Genomic DNA, 13,066 nt, shown 5'->3' with positions numbered 1-13,066 from the left:
CGGGCGGGGCATTACCCCGCCTTGCGCCGCAACGGGGTGACGTTGCTCTTCTTCTTCGCGGCCTTCGCCGCCGGGGCTTCGGCATGCGCGGCGAAGAAGTCGCGCACCTTCGGGTACACCACCTCGCGCCAGCGACGGCCGCTGAAGATGCCGTAGTGGCCGGCACCTTCGACGATGAAATGCTCACGGCGGTCCGCAGTGATGCCGGTGCACAGCGCCTGCGCGGCTTCGGTCTGACCAAGGCCGGCGATGTCGTCCAGCTCGCCTTCGATGCTCAGCAGCGCGGTATCGCGGATCGCCGACGGATCGACCTTCTCGCCGTTGACCACCCACTCGCCACGCGGCAGCAGGAAGTCCTGGAACACCACGCGGATGGTATCGAGGTAGTACTTGGCCGGCATGTCCAGCACCGCGTTGTACTCGTCGTAGAAACGACGGTGCGCGTCGGCGTCTTCCAGGTCGCCCTTGACCAGGTCGGTGTAGAAATCCCAGTGCGAGCTGAAGTGGCGGCTCGGGTTCATCGACAGGAAGCCGGCGTGCTGCAGGAAGCCCGGGTACACGCGACGGCCGGCACCCGGATAGCTGGCCGGCACGGTGTGGATGACGTTGTTCTCGAACCACGACAGCGGGTTCTGCGTGGCCAGGTTGTTCACTGCGGTCGGGCTGCAGCGCGCATCGATCGGGCCACCCATCATCACCAGCGTGCGCGGCGTCGGTTCACCACGGCTGGCCATCAGTGAAACCGCGGCCAGCACCGGTACGGTCGGCTGGCACACGCTCACCACGTGCAGGCGTTCGACGCCGAGGTGGCGGATGAACTCCTGGATGTAGGCGATGTAGTCATCCAGCCCGAACTCGCCTTCGCTGGCCGGCACCATGCGCGCGTCGACCCAGTCGGTGACGTACACGCGGTGGTCGCGCAGCAGCGTGCGCACGGTGTCGCGCAGCAGCGTGGCGTGGTGGCCGGACAGTGGCGCCACCACCAGCACGAACGGCTGGTTGAGCATGGTGTGCAGCTGGTCGGCTTCATTGCTGTGGCGCTTGAAGCGCAGCAGCTTGCAGAACGGCTTGCTCACTTCCTCGTGCACGACGATCGGCACGCGCTCGCCATCGACGTCGATTTCGTTGATGCCCCACTCGGGCTTCTCGTAATCCTTGCCGATGCGGTGGAAGAGTTCATTGACCGCCGCCAGGCGATCAGCACCGGGCATCTGCGACCACCAATGGCCCTGGTTGGCGAAGAATCTGGCGTTGGCCTGGGCCTGGTGCACCCAGGGGGCGAGCAGGTTGCGGGTCAGTTCGTGCAGTTGATAGAGCATGACGACCGAATATGTATGGTCATATGTTGCCGCGCAGCATATCCCATCCAGGTGTCCCGCAGGTTAAGTCGGCTGAAAATAATGAATCCGGATTCACATCCGTTCCAGCGCGGCCGCATCGCCCGCCAGGGCGGGGCCGAGCCAGCAGTGCGACCCTACCGGCTGCAGGCCCTGGCGGGCCAGCGTGCGGCGGTACCAGCGCGCCGGTCGGGCCTGGAAGCCGTCGTGGTCGCCTTCGAACGCGTCCTCGGCGGCGAAGGTCTCCAGGAAGGCCACGCCGCCGGTCAGCTCGGCCACGCCGGCCAGTCCTGCACGCAGCTCGCGGTCGGGCACGTAGTGCATCACGTCCGAACACACCAGCAGGTCAACCGGGGCGCAGGGCCGCAGCCAGGCGAAGTCGCCGAAGCGGGCCAGGTGCAGGTTGCGGGTCCTGCCGTAGCGGCGCACAGCGTACTCGCTGCTGTCGAAGCCGAGATATTCGACCTTCGGACGCAGCTTCAGCAGCGGCGCGCGCCAGGCGCCTTCACCGCAGCCGATATCCAGCACGCTGCGGATCGGCCGCTCCAGGTAGTACTCGGCGCTGGCCACGGCCAACGCCACCTTGCGCGCCAGGCGGGCGCTGCCGCCGATGTCGGCACGGCGGTACCAGCGTTGGAAGTAGGCGGCGTCGTAGGTCTTGTCCATGGGGCGGTGCGCGATCGGGGAAAACGGCGCCTATCGTACGGTGTTGCGGCGCGCCATGCGTCGATGTGTCGCGGCGCGCGTGCCTGCGGCGGCTTCGCCACGGCATGCGAGAATGGCCGCCAACCTACGCCAGCCGCCGGAGCGAGCGCATGCAGAGCTACTACTGGGTCAAGACCTTCCACATCGTGTTCGTGGTGGCGTGGATGGCCACGGTGTTCTACCTGCCGCGCATCCTGGTGAACCTGGCCGAGACCGCGGGCCAGCCGGCGGTGACCGAGCGCCTGCAGCTGATGGGCCTGCGCCTGTACCGCTTCGGCCACTCGATGTTCGGCCTGGCGTTCCTGCTCGGCCTGGTGCTGTGGCTGGGCTACAAGGTCATCCCCGATTTCCCGACCATGGTGGCTCCGGGAGCTGCCGGCTGGCTGCACGCCAAGCTGGGGCTGGTGGTGGTGCTGCTGGTGTACTTCGGCTGGACCGGCCGCCTGCTCAAGGGCGTGGCCAAGGGCCGGGCGCTGCCGTCGTCGCGCGCGCTGCGCTGGATCAACGAGATCCCGCTGCTGGCGTTCATTCCGATCGTGTGGCTGGTGCTGGCCAAGCCGTTCTGAGGCGGGGTCACCTGCGTCCGGTAGATCCACGCCATGCGTGGATGCTGTCAGGGCGCAAACGAAGGAGCCGGGCAAATGCCCGGCTCTTTCATTTCTGCAATCACCTCGTGTTGCCGGCCAGCGGCCGGCACTACCGGGCTTAGGCTGCTTCGTACGTGCCGTAACTGCGCAGGCGCGTGTAGCGCTGTTCCAGCAGCTGTTCGGTGGACAGCTTGTCCAGCGCGTCCAGTTCGTTCAGCAGCACGGCCTTCAGGCGCTTGGCCATCTGCGTCGGGTTGCGGTGGGCGCCACCGGTCGGCTCGCGCACGACCTTGTCGACCAGGCCCAGGCTCTTCAGGCGCGGCGCGGTCAGGCCCAGCTGTTCGGCCGCTTCCTTGGCCTTGCCCGCGTCCTTCCACAGGATCGAGGCGCAGCCTTCCGGGGTGATGGTCGAGTACACCGCGTATTCCAGCATCACGGTGCGGTCGCCCACACCCAGTGCCAACGCACCGCCGGAGCCGCCTTCACCGATCACGGTGCAGATGATCGGCACCTTCAGCTCGGCCATCTCGATCAGGTTGCGCGCGATCGCTTCGGACTGGCCGCGCGACTCGGCGTCGATGCCCGGCCAGGCGCCGGCGGTGTCGATCAGGGTCAGCACCGGCAGGCCGAAGCGCTCGGCCATCTTCATCAGGCGCAGTGCCTTGCGGTAACCCTCCGGCTTGGGCATGCCGAAGTTGCGCTTGATCTTTTCCTTGGTGTCGCGGCCCTTCTGGTGGCCGATCACCATTACCGCGCGGCCATTGATGCGGGCCAGGCCGCCCATGATCGCCTTGTCGTCGGCGAAGGCGCGGTCACCGGCCAGCTCCTGGAACTCATCGAACATGACGCGGAGGTAGTCGGCGGTGTACGGGCGCGACGGGTGGCGGGCCAGCTGCAGCACCTGCCACGAGGTCAGGTTGCGGAAGATCTGCGCGGTGCGCATGCGCAGCTTGTCCTGCAGCGCGTGCACTTCCGCCTCGACATTGACCGCCGGCCCGGCACTGGCGTTGCGCAGCTCCTGGATCTTGGCTTCCAGGTCGGCGATGGGTTGCTCGAAGTCGAGGTAGTTCGGATTCATCGGAAGCCGTCGTGTAAAGAAGGGGGGAATTCTAGCCGAATGCGTGCAAACCACCCGTACGCCTTCGTCTGGAAGGCGACGGTAGCGCAGCCGCGCAGGGGGCGCCAGTCAGCTCAGGGCACCACCAGGGCGCTGCGGCCCATCAACTGGCTGCGCTGGGAGACGAAGTCGTTGTAGGCCTCGTTGGCTTCCCGGCCAAGGCCGCTGCCCAGGGTGGCAGTGGCCGAGGTGAAGGCCATCTGCGCGGCGAAATCCTGCTTGCGCAGGGCCTTCTGTTCATCGGCGGTGGTGGCCTTCAGCCAGCGCGCGTAGACCTCGCGCAGGGGCGCGGCGTGGGCCTCGAAGGCCGGCACCAGCGCCGGCAGGCTGGCCGGGGCCGGTTCCAGGCTGTAGGCCGGGGCCACGTAGCCACCTGGTTGTTCGCGCTTGAACGCGCCGGGCTCGCCCATGCCTTCTTCCACGTAAGCGATGAAGTCGGGAGCGGTGAACACCTTGGCCACGATCTGGCCGCCGCTGGAATCAACGTGGGCCACCACCTTTTCCTTGGGGAAGGGTTCGCGCACGCCGTAGGTCCAGGTCTTGTCGATGAACAGGTCGTGGCGCTTCTCGAACGGGCCTTCGAAGTCGACGCCGCCGAGCTGGATACCGCTGTTGCCGACGCCGAAGTTCTTCACCTTGCTCTCGTCGGTGACGTAGATCTCGCGGGCGATCACATACTCGCTGAGGGTCGGATTGATCAGCCCGCCACGACCGTCGACGTAGACGATGAAGCGCACATCACCGAGCTTGTCGGTATGCAGGCGATGCTCGCCGACAGCGAGCGAGACCGGGCGCGAGCCCTGTGCGGCCACCGGCAGGTCCTGGCCGTCGATGCTCAACGCCAGCGGCGTGTCGGTCGGGTTGTCGATCTGGAACTCGATCTTCGACGGGGAGCAGGCGGCCAGGGCCAGTGCGGCAGCGAACGGGAACAGCAGGGTCTTCATCGGCAATCGTCCTTGATACTTGGAACGGGGAAACAGGGGAGACAGCACAGCCAGGGAGCCAGCCTCAGCTGGCCCATGGCGGGCTGTAGCGCACCTTCAGCGTGCGCACGGCCGGGTCGGCGCGCAGCGCCTCCATCAGCTTGGAATCGATGCGTACCGCGCTCTGCCCGGACACATCGAGCATGCCGGCGACGCCGCCGTGCGGCCCCTTCAGCAGCAGGTCCAGGCGCAGTGGCGTCCGTCCCGGGCGATGGCGGTCGAGCAGCGCATCGATGCGCTCCCAGACCGGGCGCTGCTGGCGCAGGTCCAGGCGCAGCGACAGCCGCGTGGCGTAGTTGGCGCAGACCTCATCGAAGTCCCAGCACTGGCGGATGCGCAGCGCGAAGCCGCCGTTGAACTCGTCCTCGCGCAGGCCGCCCTTGACCACCAGGATGCGGTCCTTGGTCATCAGGTGGCCGAACTCGGCCATCGCGTCGGAGAACGCGCTGCACTCGACGCGGCCACGTCCGTCCTCAAGCTGGATGAAGATCTGGCTTTCGCCCTTGCGGCGCACGCCGACCACCTGGCCGGCCAGCACCGTCTGCACTTCCGGGCGCCAGCGCTTTTCGCCGCCGCCGCCACCACCGCTGTTGGCGCTCCAGATCTTCTCCACCGAACCCAGGTCGTTGCCGACCAGATCGCGCACATCGTCGCGCCAGGGATCGAACGGGTGGCCACTGAGATAGAAGCCCAGCGTGTCGCGCTCGCCGTTCAGGCGCTGCAGCAGCGGCCACTCCTCGGCTTCGGGCAGGTCCAGCTGGATCGTGGTCGCGCTCGGGTCCGGGCCACCGAACAGCGAGTTCTGTCCCGAAGCCCGCTCGCGGGCCATCTGGTCGGTAGCCTTGATCACCTCCGGCAGCTGCAGCATCAGCGAAGCACGGTTGCGGCCGAGCTCGTCCAACGCACCACAGTTGATCATCGCTTCCAGCGTGCGCCTGTTGAGCTTGGCCGAACCAACGCGCGTGCAGAAGTCGAGCAGGTCCTTGAACGGGCCGCCCTTCAGCCGCTCCTCGACCACCGCCTCGCAGGCACCCTGGCCGACGCCCTTGATCGCCCCGAGGCCGTACTGGATGGTGTCCGGCGTCACCGCTTCGAACATGAAGGCCGACTGGTTCACCTTGGGCGGCAGCACGGTCAGGCCGAGGTTGCGCACCTCGTCGAGGAAGCCGACCACTTTGTCGGTGTTGTCCAGATCGGACGACAGCGTGGCCGCCATGAACTCAGCCGGGTAATGGCGTTTCAGCCAGGCGGTCTGGTAACTGACCAGCGCGTAGGCAGCGGCGTGCGACTTGTTGAAGCCGTAGCCGGCGAACTTCTCCATCAGGTCGAAGATTTCGTCGGCCTTGGGGCCATCGACGCCGCCCTTGGCTGCACCTTCGCGGAAGATCTCGCGGTGCTTGGCCATTTCGGCCGGTACCTTCTTGCCCATCGCGCGGCGCAGCAGGTCGGCGCCGCCCAGCGAGTAGCCGCCGACGATCTGCGCCATCTGCATGACCTGCTCCTGGTACACCATGATGCCGTAGGTGTCCTTCAGGATGGCTTCGGTGCGCGGATCGGGATAGATGATCTCTTCCTGGCCGTGCTTGCGCGCATTGAAGGAGGGAATCAGGTCCATCGGGCCGGGGCGGTACAGCGACACCAGCGCGATCAGGTCTTCGAAACGGTCGGGGCGCGCGTCCTTCAGCAGGCGGCGCATGCCCGAGGATTCGAACTGGAACACCGCGCCGGTATTGCCGTTGGCGAAGATGTCCCTGTAGGTGGGCGTGTCGTCCAGCGGGATCGCGGCGATGTCCACCGGCGGGATGCCGGCGCGCTCATGGCGCTTGTTGATCGCCTTCACCGCCCAGTCGATGATGGTCAGCGTGCGCAGGCCCAGGAAGTCGAACTTCACCAGGCCCACTTCTTCCACGTCGTTCTTGTCGAACTGGGTGACCGGGTTCTTGCCGAGGCCGTTCTCGTCGTGTTCGGCGTACAGCGGGCAGAACTCGCTCAGCGGCTCGGGCCCGATCACCACGCCACCGGCGTGCTTGCCGGCGTTGCGGGTCAGGTCTTCCAGCTGCAGCGCCAGGTCGATCAGGTCGCGGACATCGTCCTCGGTCTCGTAGCGCTGGATCAGTTCGGCCGACGCCATCTCAGAGCTCGGGCCTTCCTTGCCCTTGCCCAGCGCATCCTTCAGGTGGATGCCGAGGATGTTCGGGATCAGCTTGGAGACGCCGTCGACCAGGCCGTACGGGAAGCCGAGCACGCGGCCGGAGTCGCGCACCACCGCCTTGGCGGCCATGGTGCCGTAGGTGATGATCTGGCTGACGCGCTCGCGCCCGTACTTGCGGGCGACGTAGTCGATCACCTCGTCGCGGCGGTCCATGCAGAAGTCGATGTCGAAGTCGGGCATCGACACGCGTTCCGGGTTCAGGAAGCGCTCGAACAGCAGGTTGTACGGCAGCGGGTCCAGATCGGTGATCTTCAGCGCCCACGCCACCAGCGAACCGGCACCCGAACCACGGCCGGGGCCGATCGGAATACCCTGGTTCTTGCCCCACTGGATGAAGTCGGCCACGATCAGGAAGTAGCCCGGGAAGCCCATCTTGATGATGGTGTTGAGCTCGAATTCCAGGCGCTCGAAATACTCTTCGCGGGTCTTGCCCGGCGCCAGCGGATTCTTCTCCAGGCGCTCTTCCAGGCCATCGCGCGACATCTTCTGGATCCAGGTGTCCAGCGTCTCGTCGTCCGGCACCGGGTAGTTGGGCAGGAAGTAGGTGCCCAGCCGCATCTCGATGTTGCAGCGCTCGGCCAGCGCCAGCGTGTTGTCGATCGCATCGGGGATGTCGGCGAACAGCGCGCACATCTCCTCGGCCGACTTCAGGTACTGCTGGTCGCTGTATTCGCGCGGGCGCTTGGGGTCGTCCAGCACGCGGCCGGTGGAAATGCACACGCGCGCTTCGTGCGCGCTGAAGTCCGACGGCGACAGGAAGCGCACGTCGTTGCTGGCCACCACCGGCAGGCCACGCTGGCCCGCGGCCATCAGCGCGAACTGGTTGAAGGTTTCCTCGCCCTCGCGGCCGGTGCGGGTCAGCTCCAGGTGCAGGCCATCGCCGAACACGCGCTGCCAGTCGGCCAGCTGCTGCTCGGCCAGTTCATGCTTGCCGTCCAGCGCCAGGCGCCCGGCCAGGCTCTGCCGCCCGGCCAATGCGAACAGGTTGGCGTTGCCGGCCTTCAGCCAGTCCGGGTGCACGGCCACGCCGCCCTCGGGGCGATGGCCTTCCATCCAGGCGCGGGTCAGCAGCCGCGACAGGCTCAGGTAACCCTCGCGGTCGCGGCACAGCAGGGTCATCCGCCACGGGTCCTGGCCTTCCTCGGCGATCAGCACGTCGGCACCGGCGATCGGCTTGATGCCCACGCCTTCGGCGGCCTTGTAGAACTTGACCAGGGCGAACAGGTTGTTGAGGTCGGTCACCGCCAGCGCGGGCAGGCCGAGTTCGACCGAGCGCGACAGCAGGTTGGCCTGCTTGGCCTTCTTCGGGTCCGCCTGGTCCGGTTTGGCCGGCACACGGATGGTGGAGTCCGCCAGCGAGAACTCGGTGTGGACGTGGAGATGTACGAAGCGGGAGTTGGACATGCCGGACCAGGTTGGAGCGCGCGGGCCCCGGGTGCTGACGGACGATCGTCGCCGGGGTCGGGAAGCGCTGGAATGCCCGGTCAGGGTAGCGAGGGCAGGGGGTTGCCACAAGGCTTGACAGGGGCACGGCGTGGCGCCGGATTCAGGCGTGCGGGAGGCCGCCTTCTGTAGAGCCGAGCCCATGCTCGGCTGTCCACAGCAGCCGAGCATGGGCTCGGCTCTACAACTCCAGCAGGCTCAGGCGATGGCCGCCGCCTGCGTCAGGCCCAGGCACTCACGCACCGGGGCGAAGCTGCGCCGGTGCTCCATGCAGGGGCCGTGCTCGCGCAGGGCGGCCAGGTGGGCCGGGGTGCCATAGCCCTTGTGCTGTTCGAAGCCGTACTGCGGGTGGCGGGTATGCACGTCCTGCATGTAACGGTCGCGCGAAACCTTGGCCAGGATCGAGGCGGCCATGATCGCGCGGTCGATGCCATCGCCGCCGACCAGCGCCTGCGCCGGCAGCACCAGGCCCTTGGGCACCACGTTGCCATCGATGCGGGCGAAGCCGGCCACATGGGCAACCGCTGCAACGACGTCACGCATGCCCTGCAGGGTGGCCTGGTAGATGTTCAGGCGGTCGATGGTGTCCACGTCCACCAGCACCACGTGCCAGGCCAGGGCACGCTCGATGATGCGGTCATGCAGCTGCTCGCGGCGGGCCGCCGTCAACTGCTTGGAATCGTCCAGGCCGTTGATGCGTGGCCGTGACGGATCGAATACCACCGCCGCCACTGCCACCGGCCCGGCCAGCGGGCCACGTCCGGCCTCGTCGACACCGGCGACCAGGCGTTCCGGCTCGACCACCGTCGCGCCGTCGAACAGGGCCAGGCTGGCCGCTGCGGCGTGACGGCGGCTCATGCCTGCGCCTGGTCGCGCATCAGCAGTTCGCCGACGGCATCGGCGGCACGCGCCGAAGCATTGCGGCGCAGGCGCTCGTGCAGTCGCACGTACGTGTCCTGCAGGTCGATCACCCGCTGCGGGTGGTCGAACCATTGCTGGATGGCCGCGGCCAGCCTGTCCGGCGTGCAGTCGTGCTGCATCAGCTCCGGCGCCAGGTCCTGGCCGGCCAGGATGTTGGGCAGGGCGAAGCGGTCGACCTTGATCAGGCCCAGCGCCTTGACCAGGCGATAGGTCAGTTCGTTGACGCGGTAACCGACGACCATCGGCCGCTTCACCAGCATGGCTTCCAGGGTCGCGGTGCCGGAGGCCAGCACCACCACGTCGGCGGCGATCATCGCGTTGCGCGCCTGGCCATCCAGCACGTGCGAGTAGGCCACCGGCAATGCCGAGCGCGACAGCTGTTCTTCGATCAGCTGCCGGCAGGCCGGGTTGGCGGCAGGCACCACCACATGCAGGCCCGGAATGCGTTCAGAGACCTGCCAGGCGGCTTCGAAGAAGGGTTCGCCCAGGCGCGAGATCTCGCCCAGGCGGCTGCCCGGCAACACCGCCAGCACCTTGGCCGAGGTCGGCAGCCCGAGCGCGGCACGGGCTTCCTCGCGGTTGCCCTGCAGCGGAATGTCATCGGCCATCGGGTGGCCGACGAAGCGTGCGTCGATGCCGTGCCTGGCATAGATCGGCGGTTCCATCGGGAACAGGCACAGCACCAGGTCCGCGCTGCTGCCGATCTTCTCGGCGCGCTTCTCGCGCCAGGCCCAGACCGAGGGACTGACGTAATGCACGGTGCGCACGCCGCGTTGCTTCAGCCAGCGCTCGATGCCCAGGTTGAAGTCGGGTGCGTCGATGCCGATGAACACGTCCGGCTGCCATTCCAGGGCGCGCTGGCGGAACGCCGAGCGCAGCTTGAGCAGCCGCGGCAGGTGGCGCAGCACTTCGGTCAGGCCCATCACCGCCAGCTCGCTGGCATCGTGCCAGGTCTGGCAGCCGGCGCTGCGCATGGCATCGCCGCCAATGCCGGCGAACTCGGCATTCGGGAAGCGCGCCTTCAGTTCACGCACCAGGCCCGCACCGAGCAGGTCGCCGGACGCTTCGCCGGCAACCAGCGCGATCCGCAACGGGCGCTCGCTGAGCACCCGCTGTGCGGGAACGCTGCCGGCCATCGAGGCCAACGGAATCACCGCGGCGCCGGCCGCCGCCTGGCCGGTCGTGCTGCTCATCGCAGCAAGGGCCTCTCGGCGTGCTCGATGAAGTCCAGCATGGCCTTCACGTCATTGCTGTCACGCGCCTGTTCGGTCAGCTGCTGCTTGGCTTCGGCCAACGGCAGGCCGGCCACGTACAGCGTGCGGTAGGCACGCTTGATGGCCGAGATGCGGTCGGCGTCGAAGCCGCGGCGCTTCAGGCCTTCGCTGTTGATGCCGCGCGGGCGGCCCAGCGAATCGGTACCGACCATGGTGAACGGCGGTACATCGCCATTGGTCAGCGCGCCCATGCCGAGGAAGGCATGCGCACCGATGCGGCAGAACTGGTGGGCACCGGCGAAGCCGCTGATGATCACGTAGTCGCCCACGGTCACGTGGCCGGCCAGGGTGGTGTTGTTGGAGAACACGCAGAAATTGCCGACATGGCAGTCGTGCGCCACGTGCGTGTAGGCCAGCATCCAGTTGTCGTTGCCGATGGTGGTGATGCCGCCGCCGCCGCCGGTGCCACGGTTGAGCGTGACGAACTCGCGGAACACGTTGCGGTCGCCGATCACCAGTTCGGTGCGCTCACCGGCGAACTTCTTGTCCTGCGGCTCGCCACCGATCGCGGCGTGGCCGACGAAGCGGTTGTCGCGGCCGATCCGGGTCGGGCCGTGGATGCTGCAATGGGGGCCCACCACCGTGCCGGCGCCGATTTCAACATCGGGGCCGATCAGGGTGAAGGCGCCCACCTGCACATCGTCGGCCAGGCGCGCGGCCGGATCGATGACGGCGGTGGGGTGGATCCGCGGTGCGTTGTCAGTCATTGCTGCCTCCAGTGGATCAGCCCTTGGCGCCGGCGCACATGACCTCGGCCGACGCGACGACTTCGCCGTTGACCTTGGCTTCGCCGTAGTACCAGCCCATGTTGCGGATCAGGCGCTTCATCTGCACGTCCAGCATCAGCACGTCGCCGGGCACGACCTGCTTGTTGAAGCGGGCGTTTTCCACCTTGACCATGTAGAACAGCTTGGACTGCGCATCGCGGCCGAGCGTGAGCTGGGTCATGACGCCGCCGGCCTGCGCCAGCGCTTCGATGATCAGCACGCCGGGCATGATTGGGCGGCCCGGGAAGTGGCCCTGGAAGAACGGCTCGTTGATGCTGACGTTCTTCTGCGCCAGGATGCGCTTGGCCTCGACGTCGAGTTCAAGCACCCGGTCCACCAGCAGGAACGGGTAGCGGTGCGGAAGCAGTTCCTGGATCTGGCAGACATCGATCGGAAGCTGCAGCGAATCGTTCATTCTTTCTCCTTGCCAGCAGCCAGGACGCGGCGAGCCAATGCGTCCAGCTGCTTGAAGCGCGCGGCGTTCTTGCGCCACGTGCGGTTGTCGGTCAACGGGGTGCCGGACGAGTATTCGCCTGGCTCATGGATGGAGTTGCGGACCACCGACTTGCCGGTGATCACGACCTTGTCACAGATTTCGAGGTGGCCGACCACGCCAACGTGGCCGCCAAGCAGGCAGTAGCGGCCGATCTTGGCGCTGCCGGCGATGCCGGTGCAGCCGGCGATGGCCGAATGCGCGCCGATCTGCACGTTGTGGGCGATCTGCACCAGGTTGTCCAGGCGCACATCCTCGTCCAGCACGGTGTCTTCCAGCGCGCCGCGGTCGACGCAGGTATTGGCGCCGATCTCGCAATCGTCGCCGATGCGGACGCCGCCGAGCTGCGGCACCTTGATCCACTTGCCAGCGTCCATCGCCAGGCCGAAACCGTCGGCGCCGAGCACGGCACCGGGATGCACGCGCACGCGCTTGCCCAACGTGACCCGGGTGACCAGGGTCACGCGGGCGATCAGTTCACAGCCGGCGTCCAGGCTGCAGTCCTCGCCGATCACGCTGCCGGTGCCGATGATGCAGTTCTCGCCGACCACGCTGCGCGCACCGACCGAAACGAACGGGCCGATATGGGCGCTGGCGGCCACCTGGGCGCTGGGGTCGATGACTGCGCTGGGGTGGATGCCCGGTGGGCGGGTCGGCGCGATGTCGAACAGCGCGGCGATCTTGGCGAACGCGGTGTACGGGTCCTTGGCGACGAGCGCAGTGCCCGGGGCGGCCTCGGCGTCGTCGGCACGCAGGACCACCAGCGAGGCCTGGCTGTCGGCCAGCTGGGCGCGGTAGCGCGGGTTGGCAAGGAAGGTCAGCTGGCCAGGGCCGGCATGGGCGAGGGTGGCCACGCCATGGATGGCGGTGGCGGGGTCGCCATGGACCTGCAGGCCGAACTGCTCGGCGAGTTGCTGGGCGGTGTAGGTGGGAGTATTCACGGCGGGAGTTTAACGTGTGGCGCCATTTCGGTCATGCGGGGGCAGGGCTTGGCGCCTGCCTGGTACGGGCGGGAGGCGGCGGGTGGCCCTGGCCAGGACACGCAAAACCCCCTCCATGGTGCTCGATGGCGCCATTCATGGCGCCAACGGTCCTGTCCAGGGCCACCCGCCGCCTCTGGACAATTTCCCGCGAGCGCGGCCAAAAGCCCGTGCCGTGCAGTGTCATCTGCAAAACGAAAACGCCGGGCAATGCCCGGCGCTTCGCACCCCGTCTGGTGGAGAGCCC

Annotated in this window: 11 protein-coding genes; 1 reads left to right on the top strand and 10 read right to left on the bottom strand. The window is 67.5% G+C overall.

The genetic code is table 11. The annotated features are described in order from the left end of the window. Positions 1–11: 11 nt before the first annotated feature. Positions 12–1,319 carry a polyhydroxyalkanoate depolymerase gene (locus AC5QAB_RS09315; protein WP_142234457.1) on the bottom strand — a complete coding sequence of 436 codons (1,308 nt, stop codon included), beginning with the start codon at positions 1,317–1,319 and terminating at the stop codon, positions 12–14. Positions 1,320–1,412: 93 nt separating this feature from the next. Continuing rightward, positions 1,413–2,003: a class I SAM-dependent DNA methyltransferase gene (locus tag AC5QAB_RS09310; RefSeq protein ID WP_014646485.1), complete on the bottom strand. Its 591-nt coding sequence runs from the start codon at positions 2,001–2,003 to the stop codon at positions 1,413–1,415. Positions 2,004–2,152: 149 nt separating this feature from the next. Here AC5QAB_RS09310 and AC5QAB_RS09305 point away from each other — a divergent pair, with 149 nt between their 5' ends. Beyond that, positions 2,153–2,608, top strand: coding sequence for a CopD family protein (locus AC5QAB_RS09305; RefSeq protein WP_014646486.1), 456 nt, complete (start codon positions 2,153–2,155; stop codon positions 2,606–2,608). A 139-nt stretch (positions 2,609–2,747) separates the two neighbouring features. Here the strand turns inward: AC5QAB_RS09305 and AC5QAB_RS09300 are convergent, their stop codons facing one another. The 8 genes from AC5QAB_RS09300 to lpxD all read right to left on the bottom strand — a co-directional run bounded on the left by AC5QAB_RS09300 (position 2,748) and on the right by lpxD (position 12,780). Next, positions 2,748–3,707, bottom strand: coding sequence for an acetyl-CoA carboxylase carboxyltransferase subunit alpha (locus AC5QAB_RS09300; protein WP_014646487.1), 960 nt, complete (start codon positions 3,705–3,707; stop codon positions 2,748–2,750). A 113-nt stretch (positions 3,708–3,820) separates the two neighbouring features. Beyond that, positions 3,821–4,690 carry a hypothetical protein gene (locus tag AC5QAB_RS09295; RefSeq protein WP_014646488.1) on the bottom strand — a complete coding sequence of 290 codons (870 nt, stop codon included), beginning with the start codon at positions 4,688–4,690 and terminating at the stop codon, positions 3,821–3,823. A gap of 64 nt (positions 4,691–4,754) precedes the next feature. Continuing rightward, entirely contained in the window at positions 4,755–8,345 is a 3,591-nt protein-coding gene (gene dnaE, locus AC5QAB_RS09290; protein WP_014646489.1) for a DNA polymerase III subunit alpha, read from the bottom strand. 237 nt (positions 8,346–8,582) lie between these two features. Then, positions 8,583–9,242 carry a ribonuclease HII gene (gene rnhB / locus AC5QAB_RS09285; RefSeq protein WP_014646490.1) on the bottom strand — a complete coding sequence of 220 codons (660 nt, stop codon included), beginning with the start codon at positions 9,240–9,242 and terminating at the stop codon, positions 8,583–8,585. After that, positions 9,239–10,441 (bottom strand): lipid-A-disaccharide synthase, encoded by a 1,203-nt coding sequence (lpxB, locus tag AC5QAB_RS09280; protein WP_134967132.1) that lies wholly within the window; start codon positions 10,439–10,441, stop codon positions 9,239–9,241. Before lpxB ends, rnhB begins: the two co-directional genes overlap by 4 nt. Positions 10,442–10,494: 53 nt before the next feature. Next, complete coding sequence (gene lpxA, locus AC5QAB_RS09275; RefSeq protein ID WP_014646492.1) at positions 10,495–11,286, bottom strand: acyl-ACP--UDP-N-acetylglucosamine O-acyltransferase; 792 nt, start codon at positions 11,284–11,286, stop codon at positions 10,495–10,497. 16 nt (positions 11,287–11,302) lie between these two features. Next, positions 11,303–11,761 carry a 3-hydroxyacyl-ACP dehydratase FabZ gene (fabZ, locus tag AC5QAB_RS09270; RefSeq protein ID WP_005415845.1) on the bottom strand — a complete coding sequence of 153 codons (459 nt, stop codon included), beginning with the start codon at positions 11,759–11,761 and terminating at the stop codon, positions 11,303–11,305. Next, positions 11,758–12,780 (bottom strand): UDP-3-O-(3-hydroxymyristoyl)glucosamine N-acyltransferase, encoded by a 1,023-nt coding sequence (lpxD, locus tag AC5QAB_RS09265; protein ID WP_014646493.1) that lies wholly within the window; start codon positions 12,778–12,780, stop codon positions 11,758–11,760. The genes fabZ and lpxD overlap by 4 nt, the downstream gene beginning before the upstream one ends. Positions 12,781–13,066: the final 286 nt, after the last annotated feature.

The sequence above is a fragment of the Stenotrophomonas sp. YJH_SMC_127 genome (genome assembly GCF_059372445.1).
Note: the sequence above shows the minus strand (reverse complement) of the source record. Positions and strands in the feature narration are given on the sequence as shown.

Excerpts from the sequence above, each read along its gene's own strand:
- lpxA (WP_014646492.1), bottom strand. The coding sequence starts at position 11,286 with ATGACTGACAACGCACCGCGGATCCACCCCACCGCCGTCATCGATCCG.
- rnhB (WP_014646490.1), bottom strand. The coding sequence starts at position 9,242 with ATGAGCCGCCGTCACGCCGCAGCGGCCAGCCTGGCCCTGTTCGACGGC.
- AC5QAB_RS09310 (WP_014646485.1), bottom strand. The coding sequence starts at position 2,003 with ATGGACAAGACCTACGACGCCGCCTACTTCCAACGCTGGTACCGCCGT.
- AC5QAB_RS09305 (WP_014646486.1), top strand. The coding sequence starts at position 2,153 with ATGCAGAGCTACTACTGGGTCAAGACCTTCCACATCGTGTTCGTGGTG.
- AC5QAB_RS09295 (WP_014646488.1), bottom strand. The coding sequence starts at position 4,690 with ATGAAGACCCTGCTGTTCCCGTTCGCTGCCGCACTGGCCCTGGCCGCC.
- lpxB (WP_134967132.1), bottom strand. The coding sequence starts at position 10,441 with ATGGCCGGCAGCGTTCCCGCACAGCGGGTGCTCAGCGAGCGCCCGTTG.
- AC5QAB_RS09315 (WP_142234457.1), bottom strand. The coding sequence starts at position 1,319 with ATGCTCTATCAACTGCACGAACTGACCCGCAACCTGCTCGCCCCCTGG.
- fabZ (WP_005415845.1), bottom strand. The coding sequence starts at position 11,761 with ATGAACGATTCGCTGCAGCTTCCGATCGATGTCTGCCAGATCCAGGAA.
- dnaE (WP_014646489.1), bottom strand. The coding sequence starts at position 8,345 with ATGTCCAACTCCCGCTTCGTACATCTCCACGTCCACACCGAGTTCTCG.
- AC5QAB_RS09300 (WP_014646487.1), bottom strand. The coding sequence starts at position 3,707 with ATGAATCCGAACTACCTCGACTTCGAGCAACCCATCGCCGACCTGGAA.